This is a genomic window from Spirosoma panaciterrae DSM 21099 (assembly GCF_000374025.1).
Lineage (GTDB): Bacteria > Bacteroidota > Bacteroidia > Cytophagales > Spirosomataceae > Spirosoma > Spirosoma panaciterrae.
Window position 1 is genome coordinate 53855 of the sequence record NZ_KB893179.1, and the last position, 21328, is coordinate 75182.

At 47.7% G+C, this 21328-nt stretch carries 20 protein-coding genes; 14 read left to right on the forward strand and 6 right to left on the reverse strand.

The features are described from left to right. The first annotated feature begins 15 nt into the window (after positions 1 to 15). From B153_RS0110515 to B153_RS0110560, 9 genes are all read left to right on the forward strand, one after another. Entirely contained in the window at positions 16 to 840 is an 825-nt protein-coding gene (locus B153_RS0110515) for a YHYH protein (RefSeq protein ID WP_020596664.1), read from the forward strand. After that, a complete protein-coding gene (locus B153_RS0110520; RefSeq protein ID WP_211221666.1) occupies positions 797 to 1399 on the forward strand; it encodes a toxin-antitoxin system YwqK family antitoxin in 603 nt (200 codons plus the stop codon). The genes B153_RS0110515 and B153_RS0110520 overlap by 44 nt, the downstream gene beginning before the upstream one ends. Continuing rightward, positions 1371 to 2030, forward strand: a complete 660-nt coding sequence (locus B153_RS0110525) for an SCO family protein (protein ID WP_020596666.1) — start codon at positions 1371 to 1373, stop codon at positions 2028 to 2030. Before B153_RS0110520 ends, B153_RS0110525 begins: the two co-directional genes overlap by 29 nt. Before the next feature lie 73 nt (positions 2031 to 2103). Beyond that, entirely contained in the window at positions 2104 to 2952 is an 849-nt protein-coding gene (locus tag B153_RS0110530; protein ID WP_020596667.1) for a TIGR01459 family HAD-type hydrolase, read from the forward strand. 202 nt (positions 2953 to 3154) lie between these two features. Continuing rightward, positions 3155 to 3394 carry an acyl carrier protein gene (locus B153_RS0110540; protein ID WP_018617787.1) on the forward strand — a complete coding sequence of 80 codons (240 nt, stop codon included), beginning with the start codon at positions 3155 to 3157 and terminating at the stop codon, positions 3392 to 3394. Between the two features lie 92 nt (positions 3395 to 3486). Next, positions 3487 to 4737: a beta-ketoacyl-ACP synthase II gene (gene fabF, locus B153_RS0110545; protein WP_026262054.1), complete on the forward strand. Its 1251-nt coding sequence runs from the start codon at positions 3487 to 3489 to the stop codon at positions 4735 to 4737. Between the two features lie 3 nt (positions 4738 to 4740). After that, positions 4741 to 5502 (forward strand): ribonuclease III, encoded by a 762-nt coding sequence (gene rnc, locus B153_RS0110550; RefSeq protein WP_026262055.1) that lies wholly within the window; start codon positions 4741 to 4743, stop codon positions 5500 to 5502. Between the two features lie 247 nt (positions 5503 to 5749). Continuing rightward, positions 5750 to 6196, forward strand: coding sequence for an Hsp20/alpha crystallin family protein (locus B153_RS0110555; RefSeq protein ID WP_020596671.1), 447 nt, complete (start codon positions 5750 to 5752; stop codon positions 6194 to 6196). 196 nt (positions 6197 to 6392) lie between these two features. Beyond that, positions 6393 to 7916, forward strand: a complete 1524-nt coding sequence (locus B153_RS0110560; RefSeq protein WP_020596672.1) for a Do family serine endopeptidase — start codon at positions 6393 to 6395, stop codon at positions 7914 to 7916. An 88-nt stretch (positions 7917 to 8004) separates the two neighbouring features. On the opposite strand, the gene gmd is transcribed toward B153_RS0110560, so the two are convergent. Next, a complete protein-coding gene (gmd, locus tag B153_RS0110565) occupies positions 8005 to 9117 on the reverse strand; it encodes a GDP-mannose 4,6-dehydratase (protein ID WP_020596673.1) in 1113 nt (370 codons plus the stop codon). 82 nt (positions 9118 to 9199) lie between these two features. After that, positions 9200 to 9790: an SPOR domain-containing protein gene (locus B153_RS37630; protein WP_026262056.1), complete on the reverse strand. Its 591-nt coding sequence runs from the start codon at positions 9788 to 9790 to the stop codon at positions 9200 to 9202. A 121-nt stretch (positions 9791 to 9911) separates the two neighbouring features. Between B153_RS37630 and murB the strand changes: the two genes are divergently transcribed. Further along, positions 9912 to 10940 carry a UDP-N-acetylmuramate dehydrogenase gene (gene murB, locus B153_RS0110575; protein ID WP_020596675.1) on the forward strand — a complete coding sequence of 343 codons (1029 nt, stop codon included), beginning with the start codon at positions 9912 to 9914 and terminating at the stop codon, positions 10938 to 10940. Positions 10941 to 11031: 91 nt separating this feature from the next. Here murB and B153_RS0110580 read toward each other — a convergent pair whose 3' ends face one another. Next, a complete protein-coding gene (locus B153_RS0110580) occupies positions 11032 to 11946 on the reverse strand; it encodes an ROK family protein (protein ID WP_020596676.1) in 915 nt (304 codons plus the stop codon). 153 nt (positions 11947 to 12099) lie between these two features. Continuing rightward, positions 12100 to 12774 (reverse strand): SDR family oxidoreductase, encoded by a 675-nt coding sequence (locus tag B153_RS0110585; protein ID WP_026262057.1) that lies wholly within the window; start codon positions 12772 to 12774, stop codon positions 12100 to 12102. A gap of 153 nt (positions 12775 to 12927) precedes the next feature. Here B153_RS0110585 and B153_RS0110590 point away from each other — a divergent pair, with 153 nt between their 5' ends. Both B153_RS0110590 and B153_RS0110595 read left to right on the forward strand, forming a co-directional pair. Next, positions 12928 to 13659 (forward strand): MlaE family ABC transporter permease, encoded by a 732-nt coding sequence (locus tag B153_RS0110590; protein ID WP_020596678.1) that lies wholly within the window; start codon positions 12928 to 12930, stop codon positions 13657 to 13659. 94 nt (positions 13660 to 13753) lie between these two features. After that, positions 13754 to 14500 (forward strand): ABC transporter ATP-binding protein, encoded by a 747-nt coding sequence (locus B153_RS0110595; protein ID WP_020596679.1) that lies wholly within the window; start codon positions 13754 to 13756, stop codon positions 14498 to 14500. A gap of 201 nt (positions 14501 to 14701) precedes the next feature. Here the strand turns inward: B153_RS0110595 and B153_RS0110600 are convergent, their stop codons facing one another. Together B153_RS0110600 and B153_RS0110605 are read right to left on the reverse strand one after the other, a co-directional pair. Next, positions 14702 to 16780, reverse strand: a complete 2079-nt coding sequence (locus B153_RS0110600; RefSeq protein ID WP_020596680.1) for a ComEA family DNA-binding protein — start codon at positions 16778 to 16780, stop codon at positions 14702 to 14704. 152 nt (positions 16781 to 16932) lie between these two features. Further along, positions 16933 to 18195: a hypothetical protein gene (locus B153_RS0110605; protein WP_020596681.1), complete on the reverse strand. Its 1263-nt coding sequence runs from the start codon at positions 18193 to 18195 to the stop codon at positions 16933 to 16935. Between the two features lie 208 nt (positions 18196 to 18403). On the opposite strand from B153_RS0110605, the gene B153_RS0110610 reads away from it, so the two are divergent. Beyond that, positions 18404 to 19033, forward strand: coding sequence for a thymidine kinase (locus B153_RS0110610; RefSeq protein WP_020596682.1), 630 nt, complete (start codon positions 18404 to 18406; stop codon positions 19031 to 19033). Continuing rightward, on the forward strand, positions 19030 to 21324 hold the full coding sequence (porZ, locus tag B153_RS0110615; RefSeq protein WP_020596683.1) for a type IX secretion system anionic LPS delivery protein PorZ: 2295 nt from the start codon (positions 19030 to 19032) through the stop codon (positions 21322 to 21324). Before B153_RS0110610 ends, porZ begins: the two co-directional genes overlap by 4 nt. Positions 21325 to 21328: the final 4 nt, after the last annotated feature.

The following is a 21328-nucleotide window of genomic DNA, read 5'->3' on the forward strand; positions in this document are numbered from 1 at the left end:
TAAATAACACTTGCTATGAAGCGATCTCACGTATTTACTGTCCTGACCCTGGCTTTTGGTCTATTGACATTTATTGGCTGTAACAAGAACGACGATTCGGTCAATCCGAACACTACGGGTTCAACATCAGGCACCAGCAGCACTACCACAGCTACCGGCAGCACAACAACTTCGGTAGGTACGGGCGTACCCGATGTGTTCAAAAAGATTTACGGAGCTACCAGCATTACAACCGATGGCACCTATGTTTACATAAAAACCTCCGGGGCGCCCGATCACAAGAGTATTTATTACGCTACCTCAAACAGTCTGTATGAAAACTTCACCGGAACCACGTTCGGTGGCAACAAGTTTTCTAAAAATCCGAACTCGATTGCCGTTCAGAACTATACGTTTAAAATTCCACTGAATCCTAAAGTGGCCTCTTCACATTCGGCTACGAACCTGGGGCCTATTGGTGTTTCGCTGAATGGGGTGGCCTTTTTCAATCAATATGCTGGTCCTAACCAGCCACTTACCAACGAGGTGGTCTCGTTCGATCAATGGTGGGGGCATCCTTCGCCCAGCAGCGAATACCACTACCATGTGGAGCCTTTGTATTTAACCACCGTAAAAGGTACGAAATCGTCGCTTCTGGGCTTTTTGCTGGATGGCTTTCCGGTTTATGGACCCGAAGAAAATGGAGCGACGGTAGCGGCTTCGTCGTTAGATGCCTATCATGGCCATACACACGCCACGGCCGATTACCCGAATGGCATTTACCACTATCATATTACGTCAAGCGATCCTTACATCAATGGCAGTGGCTATTATGGTACGCCCGGAACGGCTTCTAAATAAGGGGATGGGGTTAGCCTTCATCATGCTGGCATCTTGTTCGGGTCCTGTAGCGTCCGACAAGTTGCCAGCTTTTGAAGCGGCCACGGTTCATGTACACTGGCAGAATGGCCTGGCCGTTGAGCATGATCGGCCCTTTACGGGCATGATCTACACGCTGTCAGAAACAAAAAAAGATACGGTGGAGATTGTCGGCTTTCGCAACGGGAAGGAACAGGGCGAATGGAAACGATTCTACGAGCATGGGAAACTGGCAGAAAAGCGCTTCTTCAGCGATGGCAAAAAAGTAGGGGACTTTACGGCCTGGTGGCCAGATGGAACCCTGAAGCTGGCTTATCATTTTGACGATGGCGAATACAACGGCGTTTGTCGGGAATGGGGCCCTACGGGGCAATTACTCAAAGAAATGACCTATAAAATGGGTTACGAGGATGGCCCCCAAAAACAGTTTTACGACAACGGAAAGGTAAAGGCCAATTATATCATCAGGGCTGGCAGGCGATATGGTTTGCTCGGCACAAAAAATTGCGTCAATGCGACAGATCGTCTTTTTAAGCAGTAGTTTCTGGTACTTTCTCGTAGGCTGCCTCAGCTGTACCCAACAGCCTGCCGAAACCCGACTTCCTTACTACAATACCCCCGACTTCAGCCCAATTTTCCTGGACTCCCGGCAGGATGTATTCCAAAAAATACCCCATACCATCGGTAATTTTTCGTTTACCGATCAAAACGGAGCCACTGTTACCCAGAAAAGCATTGAAGGAAAAATCCATGTAGCTGACTTTTTCTTTACCTCCTGCGGAACCATATGCCCTAAAATGACCAGACACATGCAGTTGATCGAGAAAGCCTTTCCGAACGACGACCATGTAATTTTACTTTCGTATAGCGTTACGCCCTGGATTGATAGCGTAGCCCGGTTGAAAACCTACTCTCAGACCAATGGCATCCATTCGAAGAACTGGCACCTCTTGACCGGCAAAAAATCGGAAATTTATCAACTTGCCCGGCAATCCTACTTTGCCGAAGAAGAACTGGGTTTTAGTAAAGACAGCACAAATTTTTTGCATACTGAACACTTCTTATTGGTCGACAGCCAAAAGCGTATTCGAGGTATCTATAATGGTACGCTCGAACTTGACATGCAGCAACTTATCGCCGACATCAGAGCCTTGAAAAAAGAAACAGATTGAAAATTCGGCTCATATTGTATTTTTACGAATAATATATGGGTGGCTTTGAGCCATACTACTATTTTATTCCTTTATGCAACTTACTGATTTCAAGAGCGTAGCGGCCGATTACAAAGTTATTTTCTTCGATGCGTTCGGCGTTTTGAAAAACTCAGAGGGGATTTTACCCGGCATTGAAAAAACCTTCGACTGGCTTCGGGAAAACGGAAAAGATTTTTATGTACTGACCAACGATGCGTCACGAGGGCCGCACGAACTAGCCGAATCCTATTATCGGCAGGGGTTCTACGCCATTACGCCCGAACGCATTATTTCATCAGGAATGCTTGCCCGCGAATACCTCGACCTGAAAGTGCATAATGGCACTGTAGCTTACCTTGGCACCGAAAAGTCGGCGCATTATCTGCAAACAACAGGCCTGACAACGCTACCTATCAGCCAGGTCGACCTGAAAGACATCGACGATATAAATGCCCTCGTCCTGCTCGATGATGAAGGATTTGACTGGAACACCGACCTGACCAAAACCGTCAACCTACTCCGAAAGCGAAACATCCCGGTTATTGTAGCCAATACCGATGCGACATATCCGGTTTCGAAAAATCGGATCTCTATCGCCATTGGGGCAGTAGCCAAAATGATTGAAGGGATTGTGGGGAAACAGTTTATTCGATTCGGGAAGCCCGACGCCCAACTGTTCATGTTCGCTTATGAGCGGCTTGATACGGCAACGCCTATTAGTAAACGCGATATTCTGATGGTGGGCGACACCTTAAAAACGGATATTCTGGGGGGAAATAAATTTGGCCTCGATACAGCCCTGGTCTTGACTGGAAACACGCAGCCGCAGGATGTTGAAGTACAGATCAGAAGTACAGGTATTATTCCTACTTACGTCTGCAAATCGGTAGTTATACGCTAAAGTTCGATCGATTTTGTGGCTTTCAGGCTTTTTATGACAGACGATTCATTTACCATTTTTTTACCACTAACCATCTGTTTTCCAAAAGTATAAACCAACTAGAGCCGCTATACGAAACGATTTACATCCTAAAAAATTGTTTGATAATACCAAGGTAAATACGTTTCTTTGCGCAGTTTTTTAACTAGAACAGACTACGAAAATGTCGGACATTGCACAAAAAGTTAAGAATATCATTGTTGAGAAACTAGGTGTTGAAGAATCAGAAGTTACGCCCGAAGCAAGCTTCACCAACGACCTTGGTGCCGATTCGCTTGATACGGTTGAACTGATCATGGAATTTGAAAAAGAGTTCAATCTCCCTATCCCAGACGATGAGGCTGAAAAAATCTCTACGGTTGGCTTAGCTATCGAATATCTCGAAAAACACATCGGCAAATAAGTCGTAGCCGAAAACAATTTAGTACATGAAAGTCAGCGCCAACTTCAATCAGCTTGGCGTTGTTTTTCTTTTTCATTACGCAGTCTATCTGTATGACATTCAAGCGAGTAGTAGTGACCGGCCTCGGTGCGTTGACACCCATTGGCAATGATGTAACCACTTATTGGAACAACTTGGCCGCCGGTGTAAGCGGGGCCGGTCCCATTACGAAGTTTGACGCCAGCAAGTTTCGTACGCAATTTGCCTGCGAAGTAAAAGGGCTGGACGTTTCTCAGTACATTCCTCGGCAGGAAGCCCGTAAGATGGATGCATTTACCCATTATGCACTCATCGCTACCGACGAAGCCGTTCGGGATGCCGAGTTAAATCTCGATACCCTCGACAAAAATAAAGTCGGTGTCATCTGGGGTTCAGGAATCGGTGGCCTTAAGTCTTTTGAGGACGAGATGATCGACTACGCCAAAGGCGACGGAACTCCCCGTATCAATCCTTTCTTCATTGTCCGAATGATCGCCGACAGCGCATCGGGGCAAATTTCGATGCGATATGGTTTCCGGGGTACTAACTACGTAACCGTTTCGGCCTGTGCCTCAACGAATAATGCCATCATTGATGCCTTCAACTACATTCGCTTGGGTCGGCTCAATATGTGTGTAGTTGGTGGATCGGAAGCAGCCGTTACGAAAGCGGGGATCGGTGGTTTCAATGCCAACCGGGCCTTGTCGGAACGGAATGACTCCCCTCAAACGGCTTCGCGTCCTTATGACAAAGACCGCGACGGCTTTGTGATGGGCGAAGGAGCAGGATCGATCATACTTGAAGAGTATGAACATGCTCAGGCGCGGGGCGCTAAAATTTATGCGGAGTTAATTGGGGGTGGTATGTCGTCGGATGCTTACCATATTACCGCTCCGCACCCTGAAGGTCTGGGCGCATTCCTGGGCATGCAGGATGCTCTGAATGATGCCGGTATTGCTCCGGAAGAGATCGACTATATCAATACACACGGCACATCGACCCCTATTGGCGACCCACAGGAGTTGAAAGCGATTCATCAGCTATTTGGAGAGCATTCATTCAAGATGAACATTAGCTCAACCAAGTCCATGACCGGCCACTTATTAGGGGCTGCCGGAGCTGTTGAAGCGATCGCCTGTATTAAAGCATTGGAACATCAGCTTGTTCCTCCGACAATTAATCACTTCACCAACGACGATGAAATTGATCCGCGCTTCAATTTAACCTTCAATGTAGCTCAGGCCCGTCCGATGACAACCGTTATGAGCAATGCATTTGGGTTTGGAGGCCACAATGCCATCGTCATTTTCCGTAAACTTAGCTGAGTCGTGCAACTCGCTTTGCCACGTAGTTTATTCAATCCCCTCGCGTGGTTTCGATCTGGCCACAAAGATCCGCGTAAAGATTTACGCCGGTCCATTGGTCATATCATAGGCGCACGCCCGTCTAATCTGGGTCTGTACCAACTGGCGTTGCGGCATACATCTGCTTCGAAGGCAACAGCTATTGAAGGCTTCCGGGAATCCAACGAACGGCTGGAATACCTGGGTGATGCCGTGCTGGGCATGGTCATTGCCGAATTCCTGTTCAAAAAATATCCCTATAAAGATGAAGGGTTCCTGACAGAAATTCGCTCGCGGATCGTCAATCGTGAGACGCTGAATGGAATTTCCCGTAAAATTGGCCTCGATCAGTTGATCGAGTATGACGGAAGCCGTACGCGGAGCCTTCCCGCCCGGACGTCTATGTATGGCGATGCCCTTGAGGCTTTAGTTGGCGCTATTTATCTGGATAAGGGTTTCCGTTTCTCGCGTCGATTTATTCTGAAAGATCTGCTGTCTCATTACGATATTGAATCGGTGGTTCAGAACAATGGCAACTTCAAAAGCCGTCTGATCGAATGGGCCCAACGGGAAGGCAAAGAGATTCGCTTCGAAATTGTGTCTGAAAAAGGTAACAGCCACTTCCGTGAATTTATTGCCCAGGTGCTTGTTGACGAAGAGCCCTTTTCGACAGGTAGTGGCTACAGCAAGAAAAAAGCCGAACAGGCGGCTGCCGAGAAGGCCTTTGAGCTACTGGCCATAAAATAAGCCTGCTTTATTCCTGAAAGTTATTCTCTCCCTCATCAGGCAGGTCGACGCTGTTTACTTAGCCAGCCGATTTGCGCTATGGCAATTTTGTCATTTCACGGGTCATCTTGTCTGAAAACGGTCTTACTTTCTTAAAAGGTAAATGTCAAAATGACCGGATTTGATATGACTTTTCTATTGGCATGTCGTTTGAAATAAGGTAATTGAATCCGTTAACTTATCGTCTAACACAAAACCAAAGAAAGTCATGAGTACGTTAGTGCGCACGAACAGCAACTTTCCGTCGTTGATCGAAAACTTTTTTGGCCGCGATGTAAACGACTTTTTTAACACGAGTACCTCTACCTTTACGTATGTACCGGCCGTAAACGTTGCCGAACACCCGGATGGTTTTCGAATTGAGGTGGCAGCGCCGGGTTTGAAGAAAGAGAACTTCAAGCTGAGCCTGAATCACAATAACCTAACCATTTCAGGTTCGCAGGAAACCAAAACAGACGAGTCGGAGAAGCCTGCTGAAAAATACACGCGTCGGGAGTTCAGCTACTCCTCTTTTCAGCGGACCTTTACCTTACCCACCTCCGTCGATGCCGATAGAATTCAGGCAACGTATACCGATGGTATCCTGAAAATCGAAATGCCTAAACGCGAAGAAGCTAAAGTGAAGCCACCCCGTCAAATCGAAATCGGTGGTTAATCTAACTTTAATGAAAAGCCTGTGAGGAATCCTTGCAGGCTTTTCATTAACTTAAAGGCCCTTTAACAAAGCCCTGTTAAATTTTGTTAAGGACACACATTAGCCGGATTTTTCAGAAGCCCCATTCCGTTATACAGGTAGAGTAAACAATAATATTCTAACACAAAAAGAAAGCAATTCGATTTCCCAATTAATCATGAAAAGCAACTGGAAATTAATAGCGTTAATAGCTCTCCTGTCGAGTGGGATAACGCTGGCCGCTTACCACCTGTTGGGTTTCAACAACCGGGATGTAATCTTTAACGAATCATCGCCGATCCCAGCACTTACCAGTCGTTTGGCATCGCTACCGGGTGGACCGACAGCGGCTCCGGGCGATTTCTCGACTGCCGCTGAAGCTGTAACCCCTACGGTTGTTCATATCCGTACTACAATGACCCGCACTGTTCGTCAACAACAAGTTCCTGATATCTTCCGGGAGTTCTTTGGTGACGACGCATTTGGTGGTGGCCAACGTCAGCCTCGCCGTCAGCAAGGTCAGGCATCAGGTTCGGGCGTAATCATCAGCAAAGATGGCTACATCGTTACGAACAACCACGTTGTACAGGATGCCGATGAAGTAGAGGTGATTATGACTGATAAGCGTAGCTTTAAAGCGAAAGTTATTGGTACTGACCCACTGACCGATCTGGCAGTTATCAAAGTAGAGGCCAACAACTTGCCTGCTATTACGCTGGGCGATTCAGACGCGCTGAAACTGGGCGAATGGGTACTGGCTGTTGGGTATCCCCTTGATCTGGAATCGACGGTAACGGCAGGTATTGTGAGTGCAAAAGGCCGTCGAATTGGTATCCTGGACCAGAATATCAACAAAAACGATGCAAAACCTGACTCGCCTGTAGAAGCGTTCATTCAGACGGATGCCGCCATCAACCCTGGTAATTCGGGTGGAGCCCTGGTTAACCTGCGTGGCGAACTGGTTGGTATCAACTCGGCCATTGCTTCGGCAACAGGCTATTACAGTGGATATGGCTTTGCCGTTCCGGTCTCGCTGGTCAAGAAAGTATCGGCCGACCTGCTGAAATATGGCAACGTACAACGCGGTTATATCGGTATCTTACCCATTGAGCTGAACAGCACAGTGGCTAAAGATAAGAACGTTAAAGTCGGCCGTGGTATTTATGTTGACCAGGTTGTAGACAATGGCGCTGCCGAAGCGGCCGGCCTGAAAAAAGGGGACGTTATTGTGAAAATGGAAGGTCAGCCCCTGGATTCAGATGCTCAGATGCGTGAAATTATTGGTCGTCGTCGTCCAGGTGATGTTCTGACCGTGACCGTTAACCGTGATGGTACCGAGCGTGACTTTAAAGTAGAGCTTCGCAACCGTAACGGTGGCCGTGATATCATCAAGAAAGCCGACATTACCCCATCAGCTACGTCGCTCAGTTCTTTAGGCGCTCAGTTTGAAGACTTATCGGCTCAGGATGCTAAGCAATTAGGTATCAGTGGTGGTGTTCGGGTGAAGAAAATCACCGATGGTAAACTGGCAGAAACGGACGTAGAAGAAGGCTTTATCATTGTGAAAGCGAACGGTAAAAACGTTAAAACCACAAAAGACCTTCAGACCATTATGGCGAGCGTAAAAGAAGGGGAAGGCTTGATGCTGATCGGCATGTACCCCAACAGCTCGCGGATGTACTACTACGCTGTGCCTGTTTAAAAAAGCAAAAAGGTGTAAAAAGAAGAAGGGGCCGAACGGGAATAAGCTATTCTCGTTCGGCCCCTTCTTCTTTTTACACCTTTTGTTTCTATTCGTAATAATTCAGAATCTGATGCCCACTTCTTGCCAGGAGTTGGTCACGACGGAAGAGGTCAATATCTGCTGTCATCATATCTTTCACCAGAGCTGGCAAATCATATTTGGGCTGCCAGTTCAGTTGCGTCATGGCTTTGGTTGGATCGCCAAGCAGCAAATCAACTTCGGTTGGACGGTAATAGCGAGGATCTATGCAAACAACGGCTTTGCCGATTTCAACCGGGAAGTCGGGATTCGTTGAACTAACCACAGTACCCACTTCCGCATCACCTTCACCCGAAAAGGCCAGTTCAACACCAATTTCGGCAAATGCCATCCGAATAAAATCACGAACGCTGGTCGTTACACCCGTAGCGATCACATAATCTTCGGGTTTGTCCTGTTGCAGGATCAGATACATGGCTTCTACATAATCTTTAGCATGGCCCCAGTCGCGTAGGGAGTCCAGATTACCCATGTATACTTTGTCCTGCAAACCTAAACCAATACGAGCAACGGCACGGGTAATTTTACGCGTTACGAACGTCTCACCCCGCAGTGGCGATTCGTGGTTAAACAGAATCCCGTTGCAGGCAAACATATCGTACGCTTCGCGATAGTTAACCGTAATCCAGTAACCATACAATTTAGCAACGGCATACGGAGAGCGCGGATAGAATGGAGTTGTTTCTGACTGAGCATGTCCCTGAACCCCACCGTATAACTCAGATGTAGAAGCCTGGTAAATGCGGGTCTTTTTGGTTAACCCCAACAGCCGAACGGCTTCCAGAATCCGTAGTGTACCAATGCCATCAACCTGAGCTGTATATTCAGGTTCATCGAAACTTACCCGCACGTGCGACATAGCGCCGAGGTTATAAATCTCGTCGGGTTGTACTTCCTGAATGATACGGATCACATTGGTAGAATCTGACAGATCACCATAGTGAAGCTTCAGGTGTACTTTTTTCTCATGCGGATCTTCATAGAGATGGTCGATCCGTTGCGTGTTGAATAGTGAGCTCCGGCGCTTAATACCGTGGACTTCGTATCCTTTTGCTAACAACAGCTCTGTTAAATAGGCACCATCCTGCCCGGTAATCCCAGTAATTAACGCTTTTTTCATAAATCCTTACAATCTAGGTTGAAGCACGTGCAAAGTTTACACATTAGCTTCTAAGTTAACATCTATTTGTCAAAATCTTAAATTACTTTATTAATAGGCTACGCCGTATATCCACTTTATCGGGTTGTAATTGGGCCGCAGATACGAATCGATGAATGGATGAATAATACCGTTCCGCATCTAACCGACGCATGAAGTCGCCCACTTTAAGTTTATAGGTTGGCTGATTATAAGTCAGATAAGGGCTCAACTCTGGAAAATTCTGAGAGATCAGCAATTTAGCCGCTTCAGCTTCCTGACGCTGATTTCCTACATACACCTGAATTCGATAACCAGGTGCATACCGAATCGACCTGTTTTGAGTGGCTATCGTATCCAAAACCAGATCAAGTTTACGATTTATATGTAAAGCTTCAATGGGTGCGTTCGGTTTTCGATTATCTGGGCGACGAGGAGTCGTTGTGGAGGCAGTCGTTGGGTTAGTCGGACGACTCGTAGTTGTTGGGTTAGAGGCAGTGGGATTCGGATTATATACAGGTCGTACAGAAGCCAGATCTTCGTTATAACTGTTGTAATCGACTGACGAACCGCTTGACGAGACCGAACGACTACTGGCACAGCCCGACATAGTCAGTACACCAAGTACCAGCAATATGCCTAATTTACAATGCATAACCTTATTCCGCATGACGCAAAAATAGCCATTTTATTTTTTCAATTCCTTAACCCTTTATGCTGCGGTATAAACCCATGCTGGATTTTAGTTAATTTTGGGTTCTTATCAAGTCGAATACATGCTGAGTATACAGAGCTACGTGTCGCTTAAACCGTATAATACGTTTCGAATTGATGCCAGCGCACGCTATTGGGTCGATATTAGCAACGAGGACGATCTTCAAACGTTGCTTCAACTAGCTGAATTTCTCGATACCCCCAAATTAATTCTTGGCGGAGGGAGTAATGTACTTCTTTGCCAGAATTTTGATGGACTGGCCGTTAAAATCAGCCTTCAAGGTATCCAGGTGGTACGAGAAGATGATACCCATATTTATGTAAAAGCGGGCGGAGGAGTGAATTGGCACCACCTGGTCATGTACTGTGTCGACCAGGGGTATGCAGGCATTGAAAATTTATCGCTTATACCCGGCACCGTTGGCGCAGCACCCATGCAAAACATTGGTGCTTATGGCGTTGAGTTGGAGCAGGTGTTCGACTCATTAACGGCTGTGCATATTCAGACGGGGCATACCCGGACGTTCAGCCATGCCGATTGTGCATTTGGCTATCGGGAAAGCGTTTTCAAGCGTGAACTCAAAGGGCAGTACATCATCACGAGTGTCACCTTTCGATTAGATAAGTCTCCAACTTTTCATACACGGTACGGGGCTATTCAGGAAACACTAGCTGAGATGGGGGTTTCGGAAGAACACCTGACGATTAAAGCCATCAGTGACGCTGTTATTCAAATCCGGCAGAGCAAGCTGCCCGACCCGGCGCAGATTGGTAATGCAGGCAGTTTCTTCAAAAACCCAGAAATCCCTAAATCTCAGTTCGACCAACTAAAACTGGATTATCCAACGTTACCAGGCTATCCTGTCAACGACGATTTCGTAAAGGTTCCGGCGGGCTGGCTTATTGAGCAGGCTGGCTGGAAAGGGTACCGATCGGGGGATGCGGGCGTTCACACCAAACAGGCGCTTGTGCTGGTGAATTACGACAAAGCAACGGGCAACCAGATTCTGGCCCTTGCTCAACACGTGCAGGAGTCTGTTCAGGAGAAATATGGTATTACGATCACCCCCGAAGTCAATATTATCAGGTAAGGATTCATAAAAGCCTAAAGAACGTAGTACCGTGAGTGTAAGTAGTTTCATTCACGGCACTACGTTCTTTAGGCTTGTTTCGGTAATTGGCTTACTCAAAGCAAAGTGAAGCGGCCCCCAGCAAACCTGCATCATTACCAAGGGTGGCCCGCTTTATGCTCAGCCCATTCTTATAGTAAGGATTCAGCCAGTAATCGAGCGTTTTGTTTACAGCGGGTAAAATATAATCGAAGGAAGCCGATAATCCTCCACCAATCAGGACCTGTTTGATATCCAGAATTTTGATCAGAGCCGCCAGACCCTCACCTAACATTTCGCCTACCTCCGTCCAGATTTGCAGAGCGAGGTCGTCGCCTTCTGCGGCAGCCGCTACGAGTCCGGTGGTCGAAATATTACCATCGTCAGGCAAATGGGTTTCGCCCGTATAACTTTTCCGGCGCTCATTGGCCAGTTGAAGCAATTCCACTTTACCGATGTTACGTTCCAGCACCCGACCATTCCGCGAGGGAATATGGCCCGGTTCCATAGCGTTCCCATCACCCCCGGTAAAAATTTTCTTATTGATGATGGCGGCTCCGCCAACACCTGTACCTAGTGTAATGAAAATGTAATTTTCGGTGATGCGCTCTTCGGCAAAATAATATTCACCTAAAGCAGCCGCGTTGGCATCGTTCGCTAAGAAAAACTGAATTCCTGGAAACCGCTTGGTCAGCAACTCAACCATCGGCTCCCCATTGATTTCTGGAATAGCCGTGATTTCGAGTGGGATCGTTCGCTCACGGTTTAGCATACCGGGCAGGCCAATACCGACTTTTTTTACGTCTTTGTTGCTTAACAGTTGAAGGGCAACGGCATCGCCAAAGCGCTCAATAAAGTGGCCCGATTCGCGCCAACTGATGGTATCGTGGCTATAGAAGTTTGAAATTTTACCCGTATTGGCATCGACAATGCCCATCTTGACGTTTGTGCCGCCAACGTCAATACCTAAATACTCAACGGAAGCCATTCGTAGCAATAATCAGTTTAACAATGAATAATGGTCAGTGTACAAGAACGATGAAGAGCGTGCAAGTTACGAAAGAGTGGTCAGTCAATAGCCATTAAGGCCAAGGAGTTTAAACATACTTTATCGTCCAGGAATCATAATTCGTCGCAACGATTAAATATCGCCAAGTTGTGGACGAATTAAAATTTCCTCAACTACAGCACTTTTTGACAGCGAGTAAGCCGCCCAGGCGCTGTTGGCGACATCCTCAGCTTTCATAAATCGCTCTTCGGGCAGATCGGTCCCCTCCCAGCTAGCCGTCAGAGTAGCCCCTGGTAAAATAGCCGTAACCTTTACGTCATGGGGTTTCAACTCTTCGCGTAGTACCCGGCTCATACCCAAAAGGGCAAATTTTGAAATGCAATATGACCCACCGTTGGTATAGGCGGTGATACTGGCTGTAGAACACATCATAAAAATATGGCCCTGCCGACGCGAAATCATATCCCCAACCAGTCCGCGCGTCAGGTGATAGGCACTGGCAACGTTCGTATTCATTAGCGTCTCAAAGGTGCCCTCGGCCTCCTGATGAATTTCGCCAGGCAAAAAAATACCCGTATTATTTACTAACACATCGACAGGACGGCCTAACGATTGGATGTATGCCAACAAGGTATTCACGCCCGAACGAGTCGATAAATCAGCGGCAATCGGCAGCAGACCGGGGCCTTTTACGCCATCAACCGACCGGGCACATACGATAGCCTCAAATCCTTCCGCTACAAACCGATTGGCAATGGCGCGACCGATCCCTTTGGTACCTCCCGTAACAACAAGTAATGGATTCATATACAAAACAGCGCTGTCAGGCATTTTGCCGATGCAGAAAACGCATGGTTTAGCCTACGGCGCAAGTTACGTCAGAAACCATTCTATCTTTACGAGGGTTCTTTCGAATGACTATCATTCACTGTACACGTATACAGTTCTGGCTACTGGTTTATGTCACGATTAGGCAGTTATTTTATCTTTTTGGGTACGTTGTTCCGTAACCCGGAGAAGTTTCGCGTTTATGTGAGCCTCATTCTCAATGAGTGTACCAACATCGGGGTTGGTTCAATCTTTATTGTGGCGCTCGTCAACTCGTTTATTGGTGCGGTCACCTGTGTACAAACGGCCTATAATCTTACCAATCCGTTCGTGCCCAAAAATATTATTGCTCTGATTGTCCGCGACAGTTCGATTCTGGAATTAGCCCCTACCTTATCCTGTATTGTACTAGCCGGAAAAGTAGGTTCGAATATTGCCAGTGAGCTAGGCACCATGCGCATTACGGAGCAGATCGACGCGCTGGAGGTAATGGGTATCAATTCCAGTTCCTATCTGGTACTCCCCAAAGTGATTGCTTCCGTACTAATGTTTCCTTTGCTGGTTATTATGGCTGGTTTTCTGGCAATACTAGGCGGATACATTGCCGGAACACTGGCTGGGGTTATTTCTTCAGAAGATTATGTATCGGGTCTTCGTTTTGAGTACAAGCCGTTTGGCGTCACGTTCGCTCTTATCAAAACCGTAGTCTTTGCCTTTCTAATCTCCACGATTTCGGCTTACAGAGGTTACAACGTACGCGGAGGGGCGCTCGAAGTTGGTGCAGCCTCAACAGCAGCCGTAACCAATAGCTGCGTAGCGATCGTAGCCGCCGACTTTATTTTAACCCAGCTGTTACTCACGTAATTTTGAATGATTGAATCGTTGAATGATTGAATAGGCTGACGCAAGTTGTTTTTATTCTATCACTCTATCATTCAGTCATTCAGCCATTGATCCGATGATTGAAATTAAAAACATAGCCAAGTCCTTCGGTGGGCGCCAGATTCTGGCGGGCGTTAGTGGTACGTTTAAGCAGGGCGATACGAGTCTGGTCATTGGTAGTAGTGGTACGGGAAAAAGCGTATTGCTCAAGTGTATGATTGGGTTGGTGAAGCCAGATTCGGGCGAGGTTCTGTACGATGGCCGTAATTTCCTGGAAAGCGATCTGAATGAACAAAAAGCGATCCGCCGTGAGATGGGGGTTCTGTTTCAGGGGTCTGCCCTGTTCGACTCAAAAACTGTGCTCGAAAACGTCCGGTTCCCGCTCGATATGCTCACCGAACAGGCCGAAAGCGAAAAGCTGGATCGCGCTCACGAATGCCTGCGCCGGGTAGGTCTTGAAGCAGCGGCCGATCGGATGCCTTCCGAAATTAGTGGCGGTATGAAAAAACGGGTTGGTATTGCGCGGGCCATCGTCCTGAATCCCAAGTATTTATTCTGCGACGAGCCCAACTCGGGCCTTGATCCGCTTACTTCGATCAAAATAGATCAGCTCATCTCCGAAATCACCGATGAGTTTCAGATCACAACCGTTGTCATTACACACGATATGAACTCGATGATGGAAATTGGGGAGAAAATTATGTTTCTATACCAGGGCGAAAAACTTTGGGAAGGCAACAGTACAACCCTTACTCAGTCGCACGTTCCCGAACTAAACGAGTTTATCAACGCCAATAAACTAATTCGGGAAATGGAAAAATAACAGGCTCGAACTGGTCAGCCCCTTTTCTCATAGCTATAGCTTCAGCGAAAAGTGTCTGATCGGGCTTGGCATAGGTGTCTTCATACCGACATAGAGTACCTAACGGATTCATCGAGGTTCCAACTGCGCCTATAGAGCCTGCGCTTCAAGCAACCTCATTTCTTCTTTGCCCGATTTCCAAGCGGATCATTGGCAGATCGGTCAAAACCGCCACCGGGCCTGTAGCTTCACTTCTGTTTTGTGTGGCGCATTAATCTGGTCTAAATCTGACCCAACGGTGGTCTGGTTGGTGTAGTCTGTTCTGGCCCAGCGCGCCCATATATCCAGATGTCGACTCAGGCTGTACTGGGCCAGCAAATAATGACGAACACCGTGATTAAAGTAAGCCGGAAACGAAAACGCATAGAGCACATCACGTTCATACACATATTGTCGACTGTCGTAATCGTCCGTTCCAAATAACGCGATGCGTCCGCTAAGGCTGAATCGACGATAATCCCACGTAGCATCCTGCACCAGCGTAAATCCATTGGAAGCGGGTTGGCCTGCGTAGACAAAACTTCCCCACTGTATACGCGACCGCAATGCCAGACCACGCAAGAGCGTATATTCGGCATTAAGGGCATAACTTCTTCGGGTAGTACCAACTACGTCTTTTTGTTTGTCGAGTGTCAGATTCTTTTGCTTATGTTCTTCATGATACACACCATAAAAGGCGGTTTGCCGATTGGGAGTGTATCGTAACTGAAGCAGATAATCGAACCCATTTGATGGCTTGTCGACCAGGTATTTTAGCCAGGGGAAATTAAAATAATCCACAAAGCCGCCTACGGTCAGCTTCCGGTAGAGGGTATATTTTAAGCCAAGATAGGCTCCTTCTTCATTGCTATTCCGACTTCCTTCGCTAAAGGCATTTCCATAAAAGCTGTGGAAATTTCGATCGTAATGCCGCAGGACAATAGCCATATCCAGTTTTTTAGTCAGGCTGGCCAACGCGCCACCCACAAACCCCAATCCGCCCGAATTTGTAGTAGAGCCACTACTACGCGCCAATTCACCGAATAAATTCCAGTTGTGCCAGATGTATCCCCCATGCATCCCCAAAACAAGATTATGCGTCCCTGTAAACTCGTACGCATTGTAGGGCTGATCTCGTTTTTGAAAAAACGTATCGTAGATGGTACGCAGTACCGTAAGTCCCAACTGCAATTGATGGCGATTCTGGAAAAGGAGATGAGCACCCAGGTTGGTTTCCACCAAACTACCCTGATCGTCTCGTTCAGATTGCGTCCGATGAAGCCCCGACGTTTGTAGCGACGTAGCCACCAGGTCGGTATCTGAGCTGTCTGTATTAGCATCCCGGCGATTTCGCGATACCAGCAGGGTTAAATTAAGGTTTCGATTGACAGCATAGGTAGCCGTCATACCCCGAAAGTAACCGTATTCCGTCAATGATGTGTACGGACGTGCACCCAGTGTTGGTCGCCGGACCGTTTGCACCGTTTCGGCGCTTTTTCCAAGCACAAAGCCTGCCGAAAGCACCAGGCCCTGCCCTACCTGCAATTGATAATCGCCCAGCAGGATGTTTTTCCAGCGACCTCTATTTTGAACCTGTGCATGAAATGAAACGTAATCAGCCCCATAATGGTGGTTTCCGGGTTGCCAGTCGACTCGTTCACCGGGGTCTTTTTCCAGAGTTAGCCCGAAACTAAAAGCACGGGGACGACTGTAGCGATACCGAACGTACCATTGGTTGGCATCACCTACATACCGGGTAGGCAGATTACCTTTTTTATCGGGCGTTGCTTCCGAAAAACCTTTTTGTTCTTCCAGCACACGCTCATAGCGAACAATCAGATAATTATCAGTAGGTGTAGGCAAATTGCCTAACAGGCTTCGGTTGCCTGCCACTGTGATGAAAGGAAGCAAACGCCGGATTGTTGCTAAGTCGAAGTTGGGTACTGCCTGAAGTTCATAGATTGACAACAAATCTCCGAATTCAGCCCGATAGGCCGCCAAACTGGTTAGTTGGCGTTCTGAGAGCAGATACGTTGCTTCCAGTTCGTCGCGAGTGGCCGTGTTGAGGTCGATCGGATTGGCATAGAGTTGCGCCAGAGCATCATAGATAGCCTGATAATCAACCCCCTCTGTTTGAACGGGAAACAAATCCTGCAAGTACCGACTTATATCAGCATCCCGGTGCAGGGGTGTATCGGTTTGTGAAAAAGCAGCCGATGACGCCAACCATCCGGCTATACAGAGCAGGTAAACAGTTCGCAAAATCGTTTGAGGTCCGGTTCAACAATCGTTTTGAGCTACCGTTGCTTATGAGCAAAACTGATAAACAGCCTCCAGAAGCAGGGTAATTCATTGGACGAACACAAACCCCAAAAGATACATTAATCAGCAAAGAAGATACTTATTGCCAGAGATTAGGCAAACCGACGTTTTAAAATTTCGACCAGTTCACTAACTTCATCGCTACTCATGTCCCACATATACTGGGAAGCATAACGATACGAAATAAGGTCCAATGCCTCACCGTAATTGCTCAGTTTATCAATTTCGTCGACCGCCTGGTTGTAGGCATTGGCATTGCCATTGAAAAGCTGATTGATAAACCGAAATTTTTGATTCAGCGATATACTACGGGCCACACTTTCGATAGGAGCCCGGTGGAATGTCTCAGCGACGGTAGCTGGCTCTGTTGTTACCGTTTCCCGTAGGGTATCATTGAGTGTAGCTGGCACATCATTCGGCACAGCAATGGGTTTAACTTCGGTTGTTGTGGGTGGGCTGATCGCTCCGGTTTCTAACTGCGAGGGCTGACTAATAGGGGCTACCGGTTCAGGGCCCGACGAACCCGAGAGAAACATAGGGCCAGCAGTGCTACCTGTTTCTGAACGATCAGCATCAGGTGTCGGATCAGGCTGGGGTGCTACAGCAGGGGGCGCTTCGCTCTCAGGAACGGATTCGACGGGCACCAGCGGAGCAGGAGGGATTGACGATTCGGTGGCTGTATCAAAAAATGAACGGGTTGGTGTAGCCAGTAAACTATCATGAACATGGCTACGAAGTAAAGTCGACACACTCATGGGAAGCTTTTCTGAGAAGAGCGCCACAAACTTATCGTATGGTTCCAGTTCGCTCCCTTTCTGTGTCAGGGCTTCATCCAGGTAAATTAACGCCTGATTCACATAAATGAACGATTTTCCGTTCATTCGCTGCGTAATGTACGTCGGAATAAACTGGTTAATCTTCGTATAACGCGTGATTTGCTTCATCGCAGCCGCTGTCACGGTAAAATCGGGCTGGCTCCGCAGCACATCATCGAAATAGGCACGAGGATCAAAAATCATAATAATCGTACGTCGGACAGCATCGGCCAGTAAAGGCTCGAGATGTTCACGTCGAACGGAGATATACTGCGAAACAACGTTCATGAAGTTTTGCAATGCCTCCTGTACTTCTTCGTTCGTAAAGTCGAAATAAGGGCTTCTGAATTTTTCGGCATCGGCCTGCCATTTGTCGGATAAGCTACTGATAATAAACAGATTTATCTGACTAATGGGCGTCAATGACATAATTTGCTGACCATTGATCGTCGTATGCTGCTGATAAAAATCAGCGGCAATCCGGCGAGCATAGGTCTTGCTATATTCAGTAAGAGCGTTGGCGTTAAACTTGTTCGACATTAGGAAAAGCCTTTGTTTTGTAAATATATAGCTTTCGGCCACAAACCGACTGTTATCACTGAAGAAATCAAATGCAGCGGGCTGTAACCCATAGTTTAGTCCGACAACGGGCAATCCGTGAGGATATATGAAGCAATGTCCTTGCCGGGAATTCATATACGTTTAAGGTACAAGTTGGTTATAGTCGTTACGTTTTTATCACTTACTCATGTTTATTGAACCTTCCCGCCGACGTGATCCACCTCATCTGCGCACGGGCTGGATTGAGGTCATCTGCGGATCAATGTTCTCCGGAAAGACGGAAGAACTGATCCGTCGGCTTAACCGTGCCCGAATTGCCAAACTAAAGGTGCAGATTTTTAAGCCTGCTCTGGACAACCGCTATCACGCAGAAAACATCGTTTCACACTCGGCCCTGGCGATTCATTCTACTCCTGTGCAAACAGCGAGCCAAATTTTATTATTGGCCGGTGACTGCGAAGTGGTTGGCGTTGACGAAGCCCAGTTTTTTGATAAAGAAATCGTCTCCATATGCAATGAGCTGGCTAATCAGGGCAAACGAGTTATCGTGGCCGGGCTCGATATGGACTTTGCCGGTAATCCCTTCGGCTGTATGCCCCAGTTGATGGGAATTGCTGAATACGTGACAAAAGTACATGCCATTTGCGTGGTTTGTGGCGACATTGCTCAATACTCATACCGCCTTGTGCCTTCGCAGGAACGGGTACTCCTGGGCGAAACCGACAGCTACGAAGCCCGTTGTCGCCGATGTTTTAACCTGGGCGACGAGGCCGTACGAAAGGAATGGGCGTATGAAGACGTTAGGAATGATGAATGATGAATTGTAAAAGAAATAGAGTCCCTTATACACTGTGGCCTAGAAAAGTAGCTAGCTCGTTCGGGTACTTATTTTTCATTCTTCATCTTTCACTGTTCATCACTCCGTATTCTTTTGCTCAGATTGGTACCTGGCAAGCGCACGTTAGCTATCAATCGGGGCAGTCGGTAGCCGTAGTAGGTAACAAAGTTTACGCTGCTACGCAGAATGGCTTCTTTTATTATGATAAGACTACCCAGGAAACAACAGCCCTAACCAAGAATTCGGGACTCAGTGATGTAGGTATCAGCCGACTCCTTTACCTGACCGATCAATCCAGATTACTCATTGCCTATCGGAGTGGCAATCTCGATTTTATAACCTTGACCGCACAGGGAGAACCCGAAACGGTCACTAATGTCAACACCATCGTAGCGGCTTCTACCTTACCAGCCGCTCGGTCCATTTACCATATAAACCGCGTTGGCAATAACGCTTACCTCAGCACCGATTTTGGGTTGGTAGTTTTGGACCTGGTCAAGAATGAAATCAAGGATACTTACTTCAGCCAGCGTACCGATGGTACGCCCCTTCCCATTTATCAGACAGTGGCTACCACCGATAGTCTGTATGCCCTGACGGGGCCAGCACGTACTACCGATACGGGCCTTCGCCTGCGCTCTATCCGATTTGCAGCCAATGTAAATATCGTTGACCCAGCCAATTGGCGAAATGTAGCAGAACCAGCGCCGTATATGAGTTCATTGGTTGTTGATCAGAATCGGCTGTATGTTTCTGTAAATGGAACCGGAATCTATCTGAGGAATACGGGTTCCTGGGTTTTGTTTCGCTCCATTACCGACCCGATTGTTCGTTTATTCCCTTCAGCAACAGGGCCTGTAGTCGCTACCAACCGCTCTATTCTTCTTCCAAACCCGCTGACATTTAGCGGGGCTCTTCTGACCAACCCTCGCGAAGTAGTTACTGATGGCACAACAATTTGGGTAGCCGACACCCAGAACGGTCTACTCTATGGTAATGCGGGACAATTTCAGCGCATCGCCCCTGAGGGCCCTACCCGCGATCAGTATGTAGGTCTATACGCCTATCCGCAAACACTCGTAACGTTACCCATTGGCCCGCTGGACGCAACAACCCTATCAACCAACCAGCCTCCCTATGAAGCCTTTTCGGTAACAGATAATCGTTGGGTGGCTAATTCAATAAATGGCTTGACTCGTGGATTTAATTCTGCGGTTTTTCTCCCTTCCGAACAGCGCCTTTACCTAAGCACGTTTGGCTCTGGTTTGTGGAATCAATCGGGCGATCAGCCACCAACTCCCGTTACGCTTCCGGCTACGATCAGCCCATTCATCACTAGTCTGGCAACCGACTCAGAAGGCAATCTGTGGATCACAACCGAGCGAACCGTTTCATCCCAGTCAGCCACATTGCATGTACGACGCCCCGACGGCACCTTCCAATCGTTCCCCGTTGTCACACAAACCAACATTGTCCAGATCGTACCTGATGACAATGGTTTTCTATGGCTTCGGCCTGACCTCGGCGGAGGGTTGTTGGTTGTCGATCCGCAAACCAATCGTAGTCGCTACCTGACCACTCAAACCGGCCAGGGTGGCTTACTGACCAACAGCGTTCGTGCGCTGGTGAAAGATCGAAATGGCGTTATTTGGGTAGGTACGGACTTAGGGCCAACCATCTTCGATAACCCAGCGGGTGCCTTCGATTCGGTTATTGATGCCCAGCCGCCTATTCTGAACCGTCGCCGACTATTGGCCAACGAACTGATTACGGCAATAGCCGTTGATGGCGGCAATCGGAAATGGATTGGCACCCAAAAAGGTATTTATCACGTGGCTCCCGATGGATCGCAGCTACTGGACACGTTCACGGCCGATAATAGCCCGTTACCCAGCAATAGCATTCAGGCATTAGCGATTGAACCCACGCGTGGGGCCATATTCATTCAGACTCCCAATGGGCTGGTATCGTATCAGGGACCAGCCACCGAGCCCAATGATCGGCTGAGTAACATCACTATTTTCCCGAATCCTGTTCGACCCGACTTTACAGGGAATGTGGGCATAAGCGGGCTTACGGAAAATTCAACTGTAAAAATTCTTGATGCAGGCGGCAAACTGGTTTATGAGACTCGTTCGCAGGGCGGAACGGCCACCTGGAATCTGATCGACTATCAGGGGCGTCAGGCTCAAACGGGTATTTATCTCATAGTAGTAGTCACTTCCGATGGCATGGAAGGGCTGGCTGGTAAACTTGCTGTTGTTCGCTAGGCAG